Here is a 15,235-nt window from a genome sequence, read left to right on the forward strand (position 1 = left end):
TCGTCTCCCCCGTCTCCCCCGCCGTCACGCGGCGCGCGGCTGCCGGTTCCGGCGGAAGCGCGAGGTATGGGATTCCGTGGCCGCCCGGTCGCGCTCGGAGCGCTCCGCCTCGCGGCGGGCGGCGCGGCGGTCGCGGACCACCTCGCGGGCCAGGCGCTCGTGCTCGGCCTGGCGGATCAGTTCGGCGGAACGGAACTGGTGAAGGTCGTACTCATACATGGTGTGTCCCCTGGCAGAAGGTCGGTTCCGGCTTCGCTCTCGGCGATGACTCAACCTTCGTCTCCCAGGGGGGTGCGCCACATCGGGAGAGTTCCGCATCTTCCGGGGCCGCGGGGGCCTTAGACGCGCGTGAGGGGCCTCAGGGACCTCCGTAAGGCGCACGGGTGTGCTGACGGAGGGCCTAAGGCCCCTCATGACCTGCGCCGACTCGGGCGGTGATCAGCTCGTGGAGGGCAGGCTGAACAGGACGTCGGTGTACTTGAGGACCGCCAGCAGCAGCCCCAGGACACCGAGCGCGACGCCGCCCCACGCGACCGACTTGATCCACACGGGCTGCGGCCTGCCGGGGACGCCGAAGGCGGGCCGGACCAGCACCACGACGCCGACGATCAGCGCGAGCAGCGCGAACACGCCGCCCCAGAACGCGGTGGCGTGCCAGGCGTCGCCGTAGATCTCCTTGACCTGCTTGGCGACGCTCGCCGTCGAGGAGGTCTCCAGCTGGCCCTTGAGGGTCTCGCGGGCCGCGGCCACGGTGCCGACCCAGCTGCCGGTCAGCGAGACGAAGCCGAGTGCGGCGGAGACGACCGCGCCCGCGCCCTGGCCGACACCGGAGGGACCGGCCTCCGCCTCGGCGGCCAGCTGCGCGTCCTCACCGGCCGCCCCGTCCGTCGCCTCCGCGTCCGTCGCCTCGTCGTCCGCCTCCTCGGCTTCGCCGGCCGCGGTGAGGTCCTCCGTCTCCTCGTCGGGCTTCACTTCGGTGGCCTCGGTCGTACCGGCCTCGTCAACTGTCTTCGTTCCCATGTCTGGCACCGTACGGACGCTCTCTGAGAGGGGGCTTAATGATCGTTCTGTGCGGCACGCGCGCGTGCTTCACGCCACTGCGGGGCGAGGATCGACCACACCTCCAAGTCGTGCCGCACCCCACCATAGGGGTGCGCTTCGCGGCGTACTCCGTCGCGGGTCATCCCCAGGCGCCGGGCGACGTTCAGGCTGGGGGTGTTGCCCGAGGCGGCGACCCATTCGACCCGGTGGATGCCGCGTTCCTCGACCGCCCAGTCGATGAGGACCCGCATCGCGCGCGTGATCAGTCCGCGTCCGGTCGCGGCCGGCTCCAGCCAGCACCCGACCTCGCAGTTGCCGGTCGCCGCGTCGAAGTTCAGGGTGAGCACCCCGCCGACGAGTTTCCCGTCCCGCCAGATGCCGTGGTACGAGGCCGTGTCGGCGGCGCGCATGTCCGCGTAGCGCTGGAGCGTCTCGCGCGCCGAGGCCACGTCGGTGACGTGCTGCCCGAAGGGGATGAACCGGCCGATGAACTCCCGGCCGCGCTCCAGGTGGGCGTGGAACTCCTCGGCGTGCCAGGGCTCCAGCGGCCGCAGTTCGGCCCCGTCGTCACCCAGGGATATCGCGTACATCGCCCCGCTGCTCCTTCTCCAGTTCCGCCACGACGTCCGTGAGCCTCTCATGGGCGGCGCGGCACTCGGGCGGCTCGATGCTGATGCGGGGCATACGGCGCTCCAGCCAGCCCGGCAGCCACCAGTTGGCGCTGCCGAGGAGGTGCATGAGGGCGGGGACGAGGAGGGTGCGCAGGACGAAGGCGTCCAGGGCCACGGCGGAGGCGAGGGCGATGCCGAACATGGCGATCACGCGGTCGCCGCTGAGCACGAAGGCGAGGAAGACGGAGATCATGATGACCGCGGCCGAGTTGATGACCCGGCTGGTCTCGGCGAGCCCGACGCGGACCGCGCGCCGGTTGTCGCCGGTCTCCAGCCACTCCTCGTACATCCGGCTGACCAGGAAGACCTGGTAGTCCATGGAGAGGCCGAAGAGGACCGACACCATGATCACGGGCAGGAAGGGCTCGATGGGGCCCGCCCGGCCCAGGCCCAGCAGCTCGCTGCCCCAGCCCCACTGGAAGATCGCGACGACGACGCCGAAGGCGGCGGCGACCGCGGCGACGTTCATCGCGGCGGCCTTCACCGGGATGCCGACGGACCGGAAGGCGAGCAGCAACAGCAGGCAGCCCAGGCCGATGACCACGCCCACGAACAGGGGCAGCTTGCCGACGATGACGTCCGCGAAGTCGTCGTAGGAGGCCGTGACACCGCCGACGTGCAGGTCGAGCGAGGTGCCGGTCTCGGCGCGCGGCAGCACCTCGGTGCGCAGCCGGTCGACGAGGTCGCTGGTCTTCTGCGACTGGGGTGCGGAGGTCGGCACGACGGTGAAGTAGGCGGTGTCCCCGCCCGCGTCGTACGTCACCGGGGTCACCGAGGCGACGCCCTCGGTGGTGCGCAGGGTGGCGTCGAGGTTGTCGAGGGCGAGCCTGTCCTCGGCGCCGTCGACCTTGGTGACCAGGGTGAGCGGGCCGTTGACGCCGGGGCCGAAGCCGTCGGCGAGCAGGTCGTAGGCCTGGCGTGTGGTGGACGTCTTCGGGTCGTTGCCCTGGTCGGAGGTGCCGAGGTGGAGGGAGAGGGTGGGCAGGGCGAGGATCGTCATCACGGCCAGCGCGACGACGCCGAGCACCTTGGGGTGGCGCTCGACCAACGCCGACCAGCGGTGCGCGAACCCGGTCGGCATCTCGGGCTGCGGGCCGTGCTCGGTCAGGCGCCGCCGCTCGCGCCGGCTGAGGGCGTGCATGCCGATGAAGGACAGCAGGGCGGGCAGCAGGGTGACGGAGGCGGCGACCGTGAGGACGACGGTCAGCGAGGCGGCGATCGCGACGCCGTTGAGGAAGCTCAGCCGCAGGATCAGCATGCCGAGCAGGGCGATGCAAACGGTGGCACCCGCGAAGACGACGGCGCGTCCGGTGGTGGCGACGGCGTTGGTGGCGGCCTCGGTGACGGACAGCCCGCGTTTCAGGCCGCGCCGGTGTCTGGTGACGATGAACAGGGCGTAGTCGATGCCGACGCCGAGCCCGATCAGCATGCCGAGCATGGGCGCGAAGTCGGCCACCGTCATCGCGTGCCCGAGCAGCACGATCGCGCCGTACGCGGTGCCGACGCCGACCAGCGCGGTCGCGATGGGCAGCAGGGAGGCGGCCGGCGAGCCGAAGGCGAGGAACAGCACGACCGCGGCGACGACCACGCCGACGACCTCGGCCAGATGCCCGCCGGAGGACTCGGTGAGGGCGATCGCGCTGCCGCCCAGCTCCACTTCGAGGCCGTCGCCGTCGGCGGCCCTGGCCGCCTTGACCACGGCCTGGGCCTCGCCCCTGGGGATGTTCTCGGCCCGGTCCGCGAAGGTGATCGTGGCGTACGCGGTGTGCCCGTCGGCGCTGATCCGGCTCGTGCCCTGGCCGTCGTAGGGGCCGGTCACGGAGGCGACCCCGGGGAGGTTGCCGATCTTGTCGAGGACCCTGGTCATGGTCTGCTCGACGTCGGCGGCGCGCACGGTCCCGGACGTGGTGTGCCACACGACGGTGTCGCTGTCCCCGCCGGCGTCCTGGAAGCCGTCCCGCAGCAGCTGGGTGGCGCGGCCCGACTCGGTGCCGGGTGCCTCGTAGTCGTTCGAGTAGGCCGAGCCGGCGACGGCGGCGGCCGCGCTCACCCCGCCGAAGGCGAGGAGCCAGAGCAGAACGGCGAGGAGGCGGCGTTGGACACACCAGCGTGCGAGTGCTGCCACGAACGTGCTCCCATGGGGATGTGTGGATCTTTGACCGGGAACAGTCGTTCATAACATGAACAGCCCGCAAAGAACGCATGAGCAATGCGAAGACCACTCTCGCAGGCGAATGTGATCGTTTATGCCGTTCGTGTGCTTCTTCACAGGAGTGGGAGGCAGATCACAGGACAGTAACGAGAACTCTGTCACCTCAGTCGAACTGGTCTCCCAGGGCCATCACCATCGCCCCGAAGATCAGCAGCCACAGCGCTCGCCGGGTGTGCCCGCGCGAGCCCAGGACGGCGGCCCCGGCGCAGACGGCGGCGCCGAAGGCGTAGGCGGCCGGCACCAGCGCCGGCAGGCCGGAGGCGGCCCGGAGCGCGGAGGCGGCCAGCCCGGCGAGAGCCAGCAGCGCCCCGGTTCCGGCAGCCGTCCAGCGGGCCCGCCGCGCCTCGGCGGCCGGGTCCGCGACGTCCCGTATGCCGGAGGTCTCGGAATCACCGCGTCCACTCATGGCGGGCGAGCGTAGCGCGTCCGGCTGAGAAACCTGGTGCGCCGGGTCTCGTTTGAAGATACGACGGTGCTTCTGCGTATCCCCTTGCGCTGCCCCGGATCCCCGCACCCAAGGAGCCCGCTCACCGATGTCCGACGCCGCACGGGACACCCTGGCCGACCGCCTGACCCACCCCCGCTACCCGCGCAGCAACCACTACGACGTCCGCTGGACCATCGACAACCAGATGGGCCCGCACGCGCTGTGGCTGCTGGAGTGGCTGGCGCCCGCGCTCGGCCTGGACGGCCTGCGCCCCTGCGCCCGGGTGCTCGACCTGGGCTGCGGTCGCGCGATGACGTCCGTGTTCCTGGCCCGCGAGTTCCACGCCCAGGTCACCGCGGCCGACCTGTGGGTCGGGGCCGACGACAACGCCCGGCGCATCGCCGAGGCGGGGTTCGCCGACCGGGTGCAGCCCGTGCACGTCGAGGCCCACGACCTGCCCTTCGCCGAGGGCGGCTTCGACGCGGTCGTCAGCATCGACGCCTACCAGTACTTCGGTACGGGCGACCTGTATCTGCCCACGCTGACCCGGCTGTTGAAGCCGGGCGGACGGATCGGCGTGGTCGTGCCGGCGCTGCGGGAGGAGCCCGAAGGGGCCGAGCCGCCGGAGCATCTGCGGCCCTGGTGGGAGCCGGAGTACTGGTGCTTCCACTCCGCCGGCTGGTGGCGCCGGCACTGGACCCGCAGCGGTGCCGTCGAGGTGGAGACGGCCGACTGGCTGGAGGACGGCTGGCGGGACTGGCTGCTGTGGTGCGAGGTGGTCGCCGAGGAGAGCCCGGAGGAGTTCCACCGCACGACAGCCCGCCGGGTCGCCGAGATGGTCCGCGCCGACGAGGGCCGCGCGCTGGGGTTCGTACGGGTCGTCGGGCGCCGCACGTAGCAGCCGTACGGCCCCGCAGAGCGCGTCAGCGCCTCTCCGGGGCCGTGCCGGCCGGGTGTGCTCAGCCCTCGCTGACGCCGAGCTTCTCCAGGATGAGCTCCTTGACGCGGGCCGCGTCGGCCTGGCCGCGGGTGGCCTTCATGACCGCGCCGACCAGGGCGCCGGCCGCGGCCACCTTCCCGCCGCGGATCTTGTCGGCGATGGCCGGGTTGCCGGCGATGGCCTCGTCGACGGCGGCGGTGAGCGCGCCCTCGTCGGAGACGACCTTCAGGCCGCGCTTGTCGACGACCTCGTCCGGGGTGCCCTCGCCCGCGAGGACGCCCTCGATGACCTGGCGCGCGAGCTTGTCGTTCAGGTCGCCCTTGGCGACCAGCTCGGTGACCCGGGCGACCTGCGCCGGGGTGATGGCCAGTTCGTCCAGGGAGACGCCCGACTCGTTGGCGCTGCGGGCCAGTTCGCCCATCCACCACTTGCGGGCGGAGGCCGCGTCGGCACCGGCGTCGATCGTGGCCACGATCGGCTCCAGGGCGCCGGCGTTGAGGATGGCCTGCATGTCGGTGGCGGAGACGCCCCACTCCTCGCGCAGCCGGTTGCGGCGCACCAGCGGCAGTTCGGGCAGCGCCGCCCGGATCTCCTCGACCCACTCGCGGGACGGGGCGACCGGGACCAGGTCCGGCTCCGGGAAGTACCGGTAGTCCTCGGCCTCCTCCTTCACGCGGCCCGAGGTCGTCGACCCGGTGTCCTCGTGGAAGTGCCGGGTCTCCTGCACGATCGTGCCGCCGGAGGACAGCACGGCCGCGTGCCGCTGGATCTCGAAGCGGGCCGCGCGCTCCACCGAGCGCAGCGAGTTGACGTTCTTCGTCTCCGAGCGCGTGCCGAACTTCTCGCTGCCCTTGGGCATCAGCGAGAGGTTCACGTCGCAGCGCATCTGGCCCATCTCCATGCGGGCCTCGGAGACGCCGAGCGCCCGGATGACCTCGCGCAGCTCGCGGACGTACGCCCGTGCGACCTCGGGAGCGCGCTCGCCCGCGCCGACGATCGGCTTGGTGACGATCTCGATCAGCGGGATGCCGGCGCGGTTGTAGTCCAGCAGCGAGTGCGAGGCGCCGTGGATACGGCCCGTCGCGCCGCCCACGTGGGTGGACTTGCCGGTGTCCTCCTCCATGTGGGCGCGCTCGATCTCCACGCGGAAGGTCTCGCCGTCCTCCAGCTGCACGTCGAGGTAGCCGTTGAAGGCGATCGGCTCGTCGTACTGGGAGGTCTGGAAGTTCTTCGGCATGTCCGGATAGAAGTAGTTCTTCCGGGCGAAGCGGCACCACTCGGCGATCTCGCAGTTCAGCGCGAGACCGATCTTGATCGCCGACTCGACGCCGGTCGCGTTGACGACCGGGAGGGAGCCGGGCAGGCCGAGGCAGGTGGGGCAGGTCTGCGAGTTGGGCTCGGCGCCCAGTTCGGTGGAACACCCGCAGAACATCTTGGTCTTGGTGCCGAGTTCGACATGGACCTCAAGGCCCATGACGGGGTCGTACGACGCCAGCGCGTCCTCGTACGACACCAGGTCGGTCGTGGTGGTCACGGTGAAACTTCCCTCTCAGCCCAGCAGGACGTCGTCGTCGCCCAGCCGCTTCAGCTCGCGGTACAGGATGGCGAGGCCGGTGACGATCGCGGCGGCGGAGACGGTGGCGTCGATCAGCCGCAGCGTGTCGTTCTCCAGGCGGGCCTTCTTGATCTGCTTGACGACGCTCACCGCGCCGAAGGCAGTGGTGGCCATGGACAGGTACGTGCCGGACTTGGACTTCTTGAAGTCCTTGGCCTTGGACAGCTTGCTCACAGCGACGGAGCCTCCTCCAGGAGCGGGTGCCCCCACTTTTCCACGAAGGCGGCCTCGACGGCGGCGCCGACCTTGTACAGCCGGTCGTCCTTCAGGGCCGGGGCGATGATCTGCAGGCCGACCGGGAGGTTGTCCTCCGGGGCGAGACCGCAGGGCAGCGACATGGCCGCGTTGCCCGCGAGGTTGGTCGGGATGGTGCACAGGTCGGCCAGGTACATCGCCATCGGGTCGTCGGCGCGCTCGCCGATCGGGAAGGCGGTGGTGGGCGTGGTCGGCGAGACGATCACGTCGACCTGCTCGAAGGCCTTCTCGAAGTCGCGCGTGATGAGCGTGCGCACCTTCTGGGCGGAGCCGTAGTAGGCGTCGTAGTAACCGCTGCTCAGCGCGTAGGTGCCGAGCATGATGCGGCGCTTGACCTCGGGGCCGAAGCCCGCCTCGCGGGTGAGGGAGGTGACCTCCTCCGCGGAGTGCGTCCCGTCGTCGCCGGTCCGCAGGCCGTAGCGCAGGCCGTCGAAGCGGGCGAGGTTGGAGGAGCACTCGGAGGGCGCGATGAGGTAGTACGCCGACAAGGCGAGGTCGAAGGACGGGCAGTCCAGCTCGACGATCTCGGCGCCCAGCTCCTTCAGCAGGGCGACGGACTCGTCGAAGCGCTGGATGACGCCGGCCTGGTAGCCCTCGCCGCGGAACTGCTTGACGACGCCGACGCGCATGCCGGCGACGCTGCCGTTGCGGGCGGCCTCGACGACCGGCGGGACCGGCGCGTCGACGGACGTGGAGTCCAGCGGGTCGTGGCCGGCGATGACCTCGTGCAGCAGGGCCGCGTCCAGGACCGTACGGGCGCAGGGGCCGCCCTGGTCGAGGGAGGACGAGAAGGCCACCATGCCGTAGCGGGAGACCGCGCCGTACGTCGGCTTCACGCCGACCGTGCCGGTGACGGCGGCCGGCTGGCGGATGGAGCCGCCGGTGTCGGTGCCGATGGCGAGGGGGGCCATGTGGGCGGCCAGCGCGGCGGAGGAACCGCCGCCGGAGCCGCCGGGGATGCGGGTGAGGTCCCACGGGTTGCCGGTCGGCCCGAACGCGCTGTTCTCCGTCGAGGACCCCATGGCGAACTCGTCCATGTTGGTCTTGCCGAGGATGACGACGTCGGCGGCCTTCAGCCGCTTGGTGAGCGTCGCGTCGTACGGCGGGATCCAGCCCTCCAGGATCTTCGAGCCGACGGTCGTCGGAACGCCCTCGGTGGTGAAGATGTCCTTGAGGGCGAGGGGCACGCCGGCCAGCGGGCCGAGCTTCTCGCCCCGCTCGCGCTTGGCGTCGACGGCACGGGCCTGGGCCAGCGCGCCCTCGCGGTCGACGTGCAGGAAGGCGTGCACCTTCTCGTCGACGGCCTCGATGCGGGCCAGGTGGGCCTCGGTGACCTGGACGGCCGTCAGCTCGCCGGAGGCGATCTTCGCGGCGGTCTCGGCGGCGGTGAGCTTGATGATGGTGCTGTCCGTCATGGTCAGTCCTCCCCCAGGATCTGCGGCACCTTGAAACGCTGCTGCTCCTGGGCCGGGGCGCCGGAGAGAGCCTGCTCGGGGGTGAGCGACGGACGGACCTCGTCCGGCCGCATGACGTTGGTCAGCGGGAGCGGGTGCGAGGTCGGCGGTACGTCTTGGTCGGCGACCTCGCTGACGCGGGCGACCGCGCCGATGATGTCGTCCAGCTGTCCCGCGAAGTGGTCGAGCTCTTCGGGTTTCAGCTCCAGACGCGCCAGCCGGGCGAGGTGGGCGACCTCCTCGCGCGTGATGCCAGGCATGCAGCGTTCCTCTGGGGTGAGTGTGTGTGGTTTGGGCCCAATCCTAGGGGGCGGGAGGCTCCGGCCGTTAAACGGTTTCCCCGGCTCAGCGGCGGGCCTCCCAGGCGTGGCTGTGCAGGAAGTGGTTGTCGTACAGCTCCTGCACGTCGAGCAGGCTCTCCGGAGCCACCTCGCCCAGGCGGATGCGCTGCAGGTGGCGGAAGTACTCGAAGCGCTCGACGCCCGGTGTGATGACGATGAGCAGGTCCGCCGGGGCGCCCGGGACGGCGGCGAAGGCGTGCGGGCGGTCCGGCGGGACGACGATCAGATCGCCGGGTCCGACGGTGACGACGTCCTCACCCGACAGGACGTCGAGGGCGCCGTCGAGCAGGTAGAACATCTCGGCGGAGTGGTGGTGCGTGTGCGGGCGGGCTCCGTCGGCGCCCTCGGCGAGGGTGACGCGCACGGTGGACAGCGCGCCGCCGGTGGCGCTGCTGTCGGCCAGCAGCTTCACGGCGACCGGAGCGCCGCCGACGACCTCGGCCTCCGCGTCACGGACCAGGACGGTCTCGTCGAACTTCGGTACGAACAGCGACATGGCTCGGCTCCCCCAGTGAGACGTGGTCAGACCGCGAACAGCAGTCCCGCTCCGATCAGTACAACGATCGCCGTGGCGAAGTGGATCCCGAACGCCACGGCTTTCGCTCCGCCGTTGCGCAGGACTATCACGGTGTCGCCGAACGGGATCAGCGCCACGGCCAGCAGGAACCAGGCCTCGGCGTGTGCGCCGGCGAAGGCCAGCACGGCCAGCCCGACCACGCCGAGGGTGCCGTCGCGCAGCCCCTTGATCGAGAGGTAGGCCCCGGCGTCGCCCTCCGGCCGGGCGGGCACCCCGTAGCCGGCGGCGGCCGCGGCGGGCTGGAACAGGAACCGGTAGCCGAGGAAGAGGCAGAACAGGTCGAGCAGCACGGCCAGCGTGTAGGCGGTGACGGTCATTTCTCGCTCCTTCATCGATTCGCTAGCGGCGCTAGCGGCAAGAGCGAAGCTAGCAGAGCACCGACAGATTGGCTAGCGCTGCTAGAATTCCTGGCATGTCGATCCAGACGCGCCGGGAGCGCGAACGAGCGGAACGCGAGCGGCTGATCGTCACGGCCGCGCGGGAGCTGGCGGAGGCCGAGGGCTGGGACGCGGTGACGACCCGGCGGCTGGCGGCGGAGATCGAGTACAGCCAGCCCGTCCTCTACAGCCACTTCAAGGGCAAGGACGCGATCATGGCGGCGGTCGCGGTGCAGGGCTGCGCGGACCTGGCGGTGGAGCTGCGCGCCGCGCGCACGGCGGCCGAGGGCCCGCGCGAGGCGCTGGCGGCGGTGGGCGAGGCGTACGCGTCCTTCGGACGGCGGCGACCGGCCCTGTACGACGCGATGTTCACCCACGCGGTGGACCTGCCGTTCGCCACACCGGAGGCCCCGGCGCCGCTGCAGGAGGCGTTCGGGGAGCTGGTCGCGGTGGTGGAGCCGATCGCGGCGGAGGGCGAGGACGTCGCCCTGCTGACGGAGACCTACTGGGCGGGGCTGCACGGCCTGGTCACGCTGATGCGCAGCGGCCGACTGCCGGAACGCGCCCACGACCAGCGGCTGGCCCTGCTGATCGGCCACTTCACGGCCGCGCTCTGAGGTCCGCGCGGGCGGTGGGGGCTACTCGGCCGCCGGCAGGGCGGCCCGTGGCCGCTGCCACCCCCGGGAGCCCCGGGCCCGCAGCCATGCCGTGGTCTCCTCGGGGGGCATGGCCGCGGCCACCAGCCAGCCCTGTACGGCGTCGCAGCCGAGGTCCCGCAGCCGCTCCCAGGTCTCGTCGTCCTCGACGCCCTCGGCGACGACCAGGAGGCCCAGCGAATGGGCGAGGTCGACCGTGCAGCGCACGATCTCCGCGTCCTCGGTGTCGACGGCCAGCCGGGCCACGAAGGAGCGGTCGATCTTCAGCTCGCTGACCGGGAGCCGGCGCAGGTGGACCAGGGACGAGTAGCCGGTGCCGAAGTCGTCCAGGGACATCTTCACGCCGTGCGCGGTCAGCCCGGCCAGTGTGTCCGCGGCCCGCTGCGGGTCCTCCAGCAGGACGTGTTCCGTTATCTCCAGCTGGAGCGCCCCCGCGGGCACCCCGTGCCGGGCGAGCCGCGCCGCCACCGAGCCCGCGAACCCCGGCGTGTGCACGTCGCGCGGCGACACGTTGACCGCCACCGGGACGTACAGGCCCTGCGACCGCCACTCGGCCACCTGCCCGAGCGCCGTCTCCAGCACGTACTCGGTGAGATGGGGCATCAGCCCGGACGACTCGGCGATCGCTATGAACTCGTCCGGCGGCACCTTCCCCCGCTCCGGGTGCACCCAGCGGACCAGCGCCTCCAGCCCGGCCACCTGGCCGTCGAAGCGGACCTTGGGCTGGTAGTGCAGCTGCACCTCGTGCGCGTCCAGCGCGCGCCGCAGGTCACCCAGCAGCCCGAGCCGGTCCGGGGTGTTGGAGTCCCGCTTGGACTCGTACACCTCCACGCCCGTGCGGTCCCGCTTCGCCTGGTACATGGCCACGTCCGCGCGCCGCAGCAGCCCCTCGGCGTCCAGCGCGTGGTCGGGGAAGACGGCGACGCCCGCGCTGGCCTCCAGCACGAGGGTGAGCCCGTCCAGGTCGAGCGGGGAGCTGAGCGCGGCGACCAGCCCGCGGGCCACCCGCGTCGCGGACGTGGTGGAGTCGGCCACCGGCAGTAAGACGGCGAACTCGTCGCCGCCGAGGCGCGCCGCCTCCGCCCCGCGCGGCAGCGCCACCCGCAGCCGGTCGGCGATCTGCAGCAGCAGCCGGTCGCCGGCGAGATGGCCCAGCGTGTCGTTGACCGACCGGAAGCGGTCCAGGTCGATGAGCATCAGGGCCGAGCGGGCGCCGATGCGCTCGGCGTCGTCCAGCGCGGTCCAGATGCGCTCCAGCAGCCACTGCCGGTTGGGCAGCCCGGTCAGCGGGTCGCGCAGCTGCTCCTCGGCCCGGGCGCGGGCGATCCACAGGGTGGAGTCGAGGGCGATCAGCGGGATGGAGAACAGCGGCAGCAGCACCGGCTGGGCGGCGGCGACCACGCACACCAGCGGCGCGATGCCGAGCAGCGCGACCGCGACCAGGCCCTGTCTGACCAGGGCGGTGCGGGCGACGGTGGGCAGTCCGGCGTGGCGCGGGGCGTGCAGGTACCACAGCAGGGTGCGGGTGACGAGGAGGTAGGCGGCGGCCACCAGCACCACCTCGGGGGCGGTGTAGACCGTCCAGGTGCCGGGGTTCCAGGGCTGTTCCACGGAGGGCACCCGGCCGAAGACGCCGAGCACCAGGGCGCCGGCGCCGATGCCGAGGATGTCCACGGAGCCGTGCAGCACGCCCTGCCGCCAGCGGCCCCGCCGGGCTATGCCGACCAGGACGACGACGGTGAGGCTGACCATGCCGGCCGGGACCCAGCCGTACAGCAGCAGCACGGCGAGGGTGAGGGCGGCGCCTGAGCCGGTGCCGCCCCACCAGCGGGCGCGGCCCATCATGACCAGGTGGCCGACGATGATGCCGGTCAGCACGGCCAGGGACCAGCCGGTGGTGCCGGACGGGAAGAGCGCGTGCGTCCCGGTGAAGGCCCGGAAGAAGCCGGCGCCCAGGACGAAGGCGGCCGCCGCGACGACCGCCGCGGGCAGGGTGGGCCAGGGAAGGCGGCGTTCCGTCTCGGCGCCGGGAAGGCCGGGGGGGTGCGCCACGGTGAAGCGGGGGGCGCCGGGATCGTGCGTCGCGGTGTACTGTCCGGTGCCGCGCCCCTCAGCGCCCGGACGCTCCGCAGGCCGCACGGCCCAGCGGCTCGCCCGCCACGCGCCGGACACCCGGCGCCGGAGCAGCCGTGAGTCCGGGGCGGCGCTCTCGGTCGGTTCCATTCCCGTCCCTCTCACAGCCGGCGGTGCCCACGCCACGCGGAAAACCCTTCCCCGTTGTTCCCTCACAGCCCTTCACGAACAACGGGGATGCCCCAACCGCAGCTGGGCACGGCAGGCGCACATCTCAACAGTAGGCCGCAGAAGGCTTCCACGGGCAGCGGTCGTCGACGGTTGCCCGAATGCGCCCCGGCCACCCTTATGCATCTGGTATGCGCCGATCGGGTGGCCTTCAACCGCCACACACGCACTACTGCTCTGCGGCAAGCGCGACTTCGGCCGCCGCCTCCGGCCCCTGTTCCAGCAGGACCTCGAAGCCCTCCTCGTTCAGGACGGGGACCTTGAGCTGCATCGCCTTGTCGTACTTCGAACCAGGATTGTCGCCCACCACCACGAAGGACGTCTTCTTCGAGACGGAACCGGTCACCTTCGCGCCCCGGCCCTGCAACGCCTCCTTGGCGCCGTCGCGGGTGAAGTGCTCCAGTGTGCCGGTCACGACGACGGTGAGGCCTTCCAGCGGGCGCGGCCCCTCGTCCTCGCCGGAGCCCTCCTCCTCCATGCGCACGCCGGCGGCCCGCCACTTGCGCAGGATCTCCTGGTGCCACTCCTCCGCGAACCACTCCTTGAGCGAGGCGGCGATGATGCCGCCGACGCCGTCGGTGGCCGCCAGCTCCTCCTCGGTGGCCTGCTCGATGCGCTCGATCGAGCGGAACTCGCGGGCCAGCGCCTCGGCGGCGACCGGGCCGACGTGACGGATCGACAGACCCGTCAGCACGCGCGCGAGGGGGCGCTCCTTGGCGGCGGCGATGTTCTCCAGCATGGCGAGGGCGTTCTTCTTCGGCTCCCCCTGCTGGTTGGCGAAGACCGTGGCGATCTTCTCCTCGCCCGTCTTCGGGTCGCGCTTGGGCAGGCCGCTGTCCTGGTCGAGGACGTACGCCTTGATGGGCAGCAGCTGCTCGATGGTGAGGTCGAACAGGTCGCCCTCGTCCTTCAGCGGCGGGTCCGCGGGCTCCAGCGGCTTGGTGAGGGCGGCCGCGGCGACGTACCCGAAGTGCTCGATGTCCAGCGCCTTGCGGCCCGCGAGGTAGAACAGCCGCTCGCGCAACTGGGCCGGGCAGGTGCGGGCGTTCGGGCAGCGCAGGTCGACGTCGCCCTCCTTCATCGGCCGCAGCGGTGTCCCGCACTCGGGGCACTCCGACGGCATCACGAACGCGCGCTCGCTGCCGTCGCGCAGGTCGGCGACGGGTCCGAGGATCTCCGGGATGACGTCACCGGCCTTGCGCAGCACGACCGTGTCGCCGATGAGGACGCCCTTGGCCCGGACGACGTCCTGGTTGTGCAGGGTCGCGAACTCGACCTCGGAGCCGGCCACCGTGACCGGCTCGACCTGGGCGTACGGCGTGACCCGGCCGGTGCGGCCCACGCCGACGCGGATGTTGATGAGCTTGGTGTTGACCTCCTCCGGCGCGTACTTGTACGCGATGGCCCAGCGGGGGGCGCGCGAGGTGGAGCCGAGCCGGCCCTGGAGGGGGATCTCGTCGAGCTTGACGACCACGCCGTCGATCTCGTGCTCCACGGAGTGGCGGTTCTCGCCGTAGTGGGCGATGAACCCGCGGACGCCGTCGAGGTCGTCGACCACCCTGTTGTGCGTGGAGGTGGGCAGGCCCCAGGTCTTGAGCAGGTCGTACGCCTCGGACAGGCGGGTCATGCCGGTGAAGCCCTCCAGGGCGCCGATGCCGTGGACGACCATGTGGAGGGGGCGGGAGGCGGTGATACGCGGGTCCTTCTGGCGCAGTGAACCGGCCGCCGCGTTGCGCGGGTTGGCGAAGGGCTTGTCGCCCGCCTCCACCAGGCGGGCGTTGAGCTCCTCGAACTTCTCCATCGGGAAGTAGACCTCGCCCCGGATCTCCACGAGGTCCGGGACGCGCTCCCCCCGCAGCCGGTCCGGAATGTCCGCGATCGTACGGACATTGGGGGTGATGTCCTCACCGGTGCGGCCGTCGCCCCGCGTCGCCGCGCGCGTGAGGCGGCCCCGCTCGTAGGTGAGGTTCACCGCGAGGCCGTCGACCTTGAGCTCGCACAGGAAGTGGAAGTCCTGGTCGCCGAGCTCCTTGTGGATGCGGTCGGCCCAGGCGGCGAGCTCGTCGTCGTTGAAGGTGTTGTCCAGGGACAGCATCCGCGAGCGGTGCTCGACCGCCGTGAACTCCGTCTCGTACGAGCCGGCGACCTTCTGCGTCGGCGAGTCCGGCGTGCGCAGCTCCGGATACTCCTCCTCCAGCGCCTCCAGCGTCTTCAGGAGCTTGTCGAACTCCGCGTCGCTGACGACGGGAGCGTCCTTCACGTAGTACCGGAAGCGGTGCTCCTCGACCTGCTCCGCCAGCTTCGCGTGCTTCTCCCGCGCCTCGGCGGGCACCGTCGTCTCCGCCTGCTGCTTGTCGCCGGCCACCGT

Annotated in this window: 15 protein-coding genes; 2 read left to right on the forward strand and 13 right to left on the reverse strand. The window is 71.7% G+C overall.

All coding sequences use genetic code 11. The features are described from left to right. Positions 1–24 precede the first annotated feature (24 nt). The 5 genes from ACYF6T_RS36085 to ACYF6T_RS36105 all read right to left on the reverse strand — a co-directional run bounded on the left by ACYF6T_RS36085 (position 25) and on the right by ACYF6T_RS36105 (position 4,330). Entirely contained in the window at positions 25–219 is a 195-nt protein-coding gene (locus ACYF6T_RS36085; RefSeq protein WP_461701858.1) for a hypothetical protein, read from the reverse strand. Between the two features lie 219 nt (positions 220–438). Continuing rightward, positions 439–1,020, reverse strand: a complete 582-nt coding sequence (locus ACYF6T_RS36090) for a hypothetical protein (RefSeq protein ID WP_461701860.1) — start codon at positions 1,018–1,020, stop codon at positions 439–441. A 35-nt stretch (positions 1,021–1,055) separates the two neighbouring features. Next, positions 1,056–1,631 (reverse strand): GNAT family N-acetyltransferase, encoded by a 576-nt coding sequence (locus ACYF6T_RS36095; protein ID WP_461701862.1) that lies wholly within the window; start codon positions 1,629–1,631, stop codon positions 1,056–1,058. Then, a complete protein-coding gene (locus tag ACYF6T_RS36100; RefSeq protein ID WP_461701863.1) occupies positions 1,609–3,837 on the reverse strand; it encodes an MMPL family transporter in 2,229 nt (742 codons plus the stop codon). The genes ACYF6T_RS36095 and ACYF6T_RS36100 overlap by 23 nt, the downstream gene beginning before the upstream one ends. Positions 3,838–4,027: 190 nt before the next feature. Next, on the reverse strand, positions 4,028–4,330 hold the full coding sequence (locus ACYF6T_RS36105; protein WP_461701864.1) for a hypothetical protein: 303 nt from the start codon (positions 4,328–4,330) through the stop codon (positions 4,028–4,030). Between the two features lie 127 nt (positions 4,331–4,457). Here ACYF6T_RS36105 and ACYF6T_RS36110 point away from each other — a divergent pair, with 127 nt between their 5' ends. Beyond that, on the forward strand, positions 4,458–5,249 hold the full coding sequence (locus ACYF6T_RS36110; protein ID WP_461701866.1) for an SAM-dependent methyltransferase: 792 nt from the start codon (positions 4,458–4,460) through the stop codon (positions 5,247–5,249). 61 nt (positions 5,250–5,310) lie between these two features. On the opposite strand, the gene gatB is transcribed toward ACYF6T_RS36110, so the two are convergent. The 6 genes from gatB to ACYF6T_RS36140 all read right to left on the reverse strand — a co-directional run bounded on the left by gatB (position 5,311) and on the right by ACYF6T_RS36140 (position 9,850). Further along, on the reverse strand, positions 5,311–6,825 hold the full coding sequence (gatB, locus tag ACYF6T_RS36115; RefSeq protein ID WP_461701868.1) for an Asp-tRNA(Asn)/Glu-tRNA(Gln) amidotransferase subunit GatB: 1,515 nt from the start codon (positions 6,823–6,825) through the stop codon (positions 5,311–5,313). Between the two features lie 15 nt (positions 6,826–6,840). After that, the gene (locus ACYF6T_RS36120; RefSeq protein WP_365883766.1) at positions 6,841–7,080 is read right to left on the reverse strand and encodes a hypothetical protein; all 240 of its coding nucleotides are present in this window, start codon (positions 7,078–7,080) and stop codon (positions 6,841–6,843) included. Further along, positions 7,077–8,576, reverse strand: a complete 1,500-nt coding sequence (gene gatA / locus ACYF6T_RS36125; protein WP_461701869.1) for an Asp-tRNA(Asn)/Glu-tRNA(Gln) amidotransferase subunit GatA — start codon at positions 8,574–8,576, stop codon at positions 7,077–7,079. The genes ACYF6T_RS36120 and gatA overlap by 4 nt, the downstream gene beginning before the upstream one ends. A gap of 2 nt (positions 8,577–8,578) precedes the next feature. Beyond that, a complete protein-coding gene (gene gatC, locus ACYF6T_RS36130) occupies positions 8,579–8,875 on the reverse strand; it encodes an Asp-tRNA(Asn)/Glu-tRNA(Gln) amidotransferase subunit GatC (RefSeq protein WP_031117542.1) in 297 nt (98 codons plus the stop codon). 85 nt (positions 8,876–8,960) lie between these two features. Then, complete coding sequence (locus ACYF6T_RS36135; RefSeq protein ID WP_461701872.1) at positions 8,961–9,452, reverse strand: cupin domain-containing protein; 492 nt, start codon at positions 9,450–9,452, stop codon at positions 8,961–8,963. Between the two features lie 26 nt (positions 9,453–9,478). After that, complete coding sequence (locus ACYF6T_RS36140) at positions 9,479–9,850, reverse strand: DUF4267 domain-containing protein (protein WP_461701874.1); 372 nt, start codon at positions 9,848–9,850, stop codon at positions 9,479–9,481. A gap of 95 nt (positions 9,851–9,945) precedes the next feature. Here ACYF6T_RS36140 and ACYF6T_RS36145 point away from each other — a divergent pair, with 95 nt between their 5' ends. Continuing rightward, positions 9,946–10,527, forward strand: a complete 582-nt coding sequence (locus ACYF6T_RS36145; protein WP_461701875.1) for a TetR/AcrR family transcriptional regulator — start codon at positions 9,946–9,948, stop codon at positions 10,525–10,527. Positions 10,528–10,548: 21 nt separating this feature from the next. Here the strand turns inward: ACYF6T_RS36145 and ACYF6T_RS36150 are convergent, their stop codons facing one another. Next, the gene (locus ACYF6T_RS36150) at positions 10,549–12,789 is read right to left on the reverse strand and encodes a putative bifunctional diguanylate cyclase/phosphodiesterase (protein WP_461701876.1); all 2,241 of its coding nucleotides are present in this window, start codon (positions 12,787–12,789) and stop codon (positions 10,549–10,551) included. 247 nt (positions 12,790–13,036) lie between these two features. After that, a complete protein-coding gene (gene ligA / locus ACYF6T_RS36155) occupies positions 13,037–15,232 on the reverse strand; it encodes an NAD-dependent DNA ligase LigA (protein ID WP_461701877.1) in 2,196 nt (731 codons plus the stop codon). Between the last annotated feature and the right edge of the window lie 3 nt (positions 15,233–15,235).

Source organism: Streptomyces sp. 7R007, from assembly GCF_054850255.1.

Excerpts from the sequence above, each read along its gene's own strand:
- ACYF6T_RS36085 (WP_461701858.1), bottom strand. The coding sequence starts at position 219 with ATGTATGAGTACGACCTTCACCAGTTCCGTTCCGCCGAACTGATCCGC.
- ACYF6T_RS36090 (WP_461701860.1), bottom strand. The coding sequence starts at position 1,020 with ATGGGAACGAAGACAGTTGACGAGGCCGGTACGACCGAGGCCACCGAA.
- ACYF6T_RS36095 (WP_461701862.1), bottom strand. The coding sequence starts at position 1,631 with ATGTACGCGATATCCCTGGGTGACGACGGGGCCGAACTGCGGCCGCTG.
- ACYF6T_RS36105 (WP_461701864.1), bottom strand. The coding sequence starts at position 4,330 with ATGAGTGGACGCGGTGATTCCGAGACCTCCGGCATACGGGACGTCGCG.
- ACYF6T_RS36110 (WP_461701866.1), top strand. The coding sequence starts at position 4,458 with ATGTCCGACGCCGCACGGGACACCCTGGCCGACCGCCTGACCCACCCC.
- gatA (WP_461701869.1), bottom strand. The coding sequence starts at position 8,576 with ATGACGGACAGCACCATCATCAAGCTCACCGCCGCCGAGACCGCCGCG.
- gatC (WP_031117542.1), bottom strand. The coding sequence starts at position 8,875 with ATGCCTGGCATCACGCGCGAGGAGGTCGCCCACCTCGCCCGGCTGGCG.
- ACYF6T_RS36135 (WP_461701872.1), bottom strand. The coding sequence starts at position 9,452 with ATGTCGCTGTTCGTACCGAAGTTCGACGAGACCGTCCTGGTCCGTGAC.
- ACYF6T_RS36140 (WP_461701874.1), bottom strand. The coding sequence starts at position 9,850 with ATGACCGTCACCGCCTACACGCTGGCCGTGCTGCTCGACCTGTTCTGC.
- ACYF6T_RS36145 (WP_461701875.1), top strand. The coding sequence starts at position 9,946 with ATGTCGATCCAGACGCGCCGGGAGCGCGAACGAGCGGAACGCGAGCGG.
- ACYF6T_RS36150 (WP_461701876.1), bottom strand. The coding sequence starts at position 12,789 with ATGGAACCGACCGAGAGCGCCGCCCCGGACTCACGGCTGCTCCGGCGC.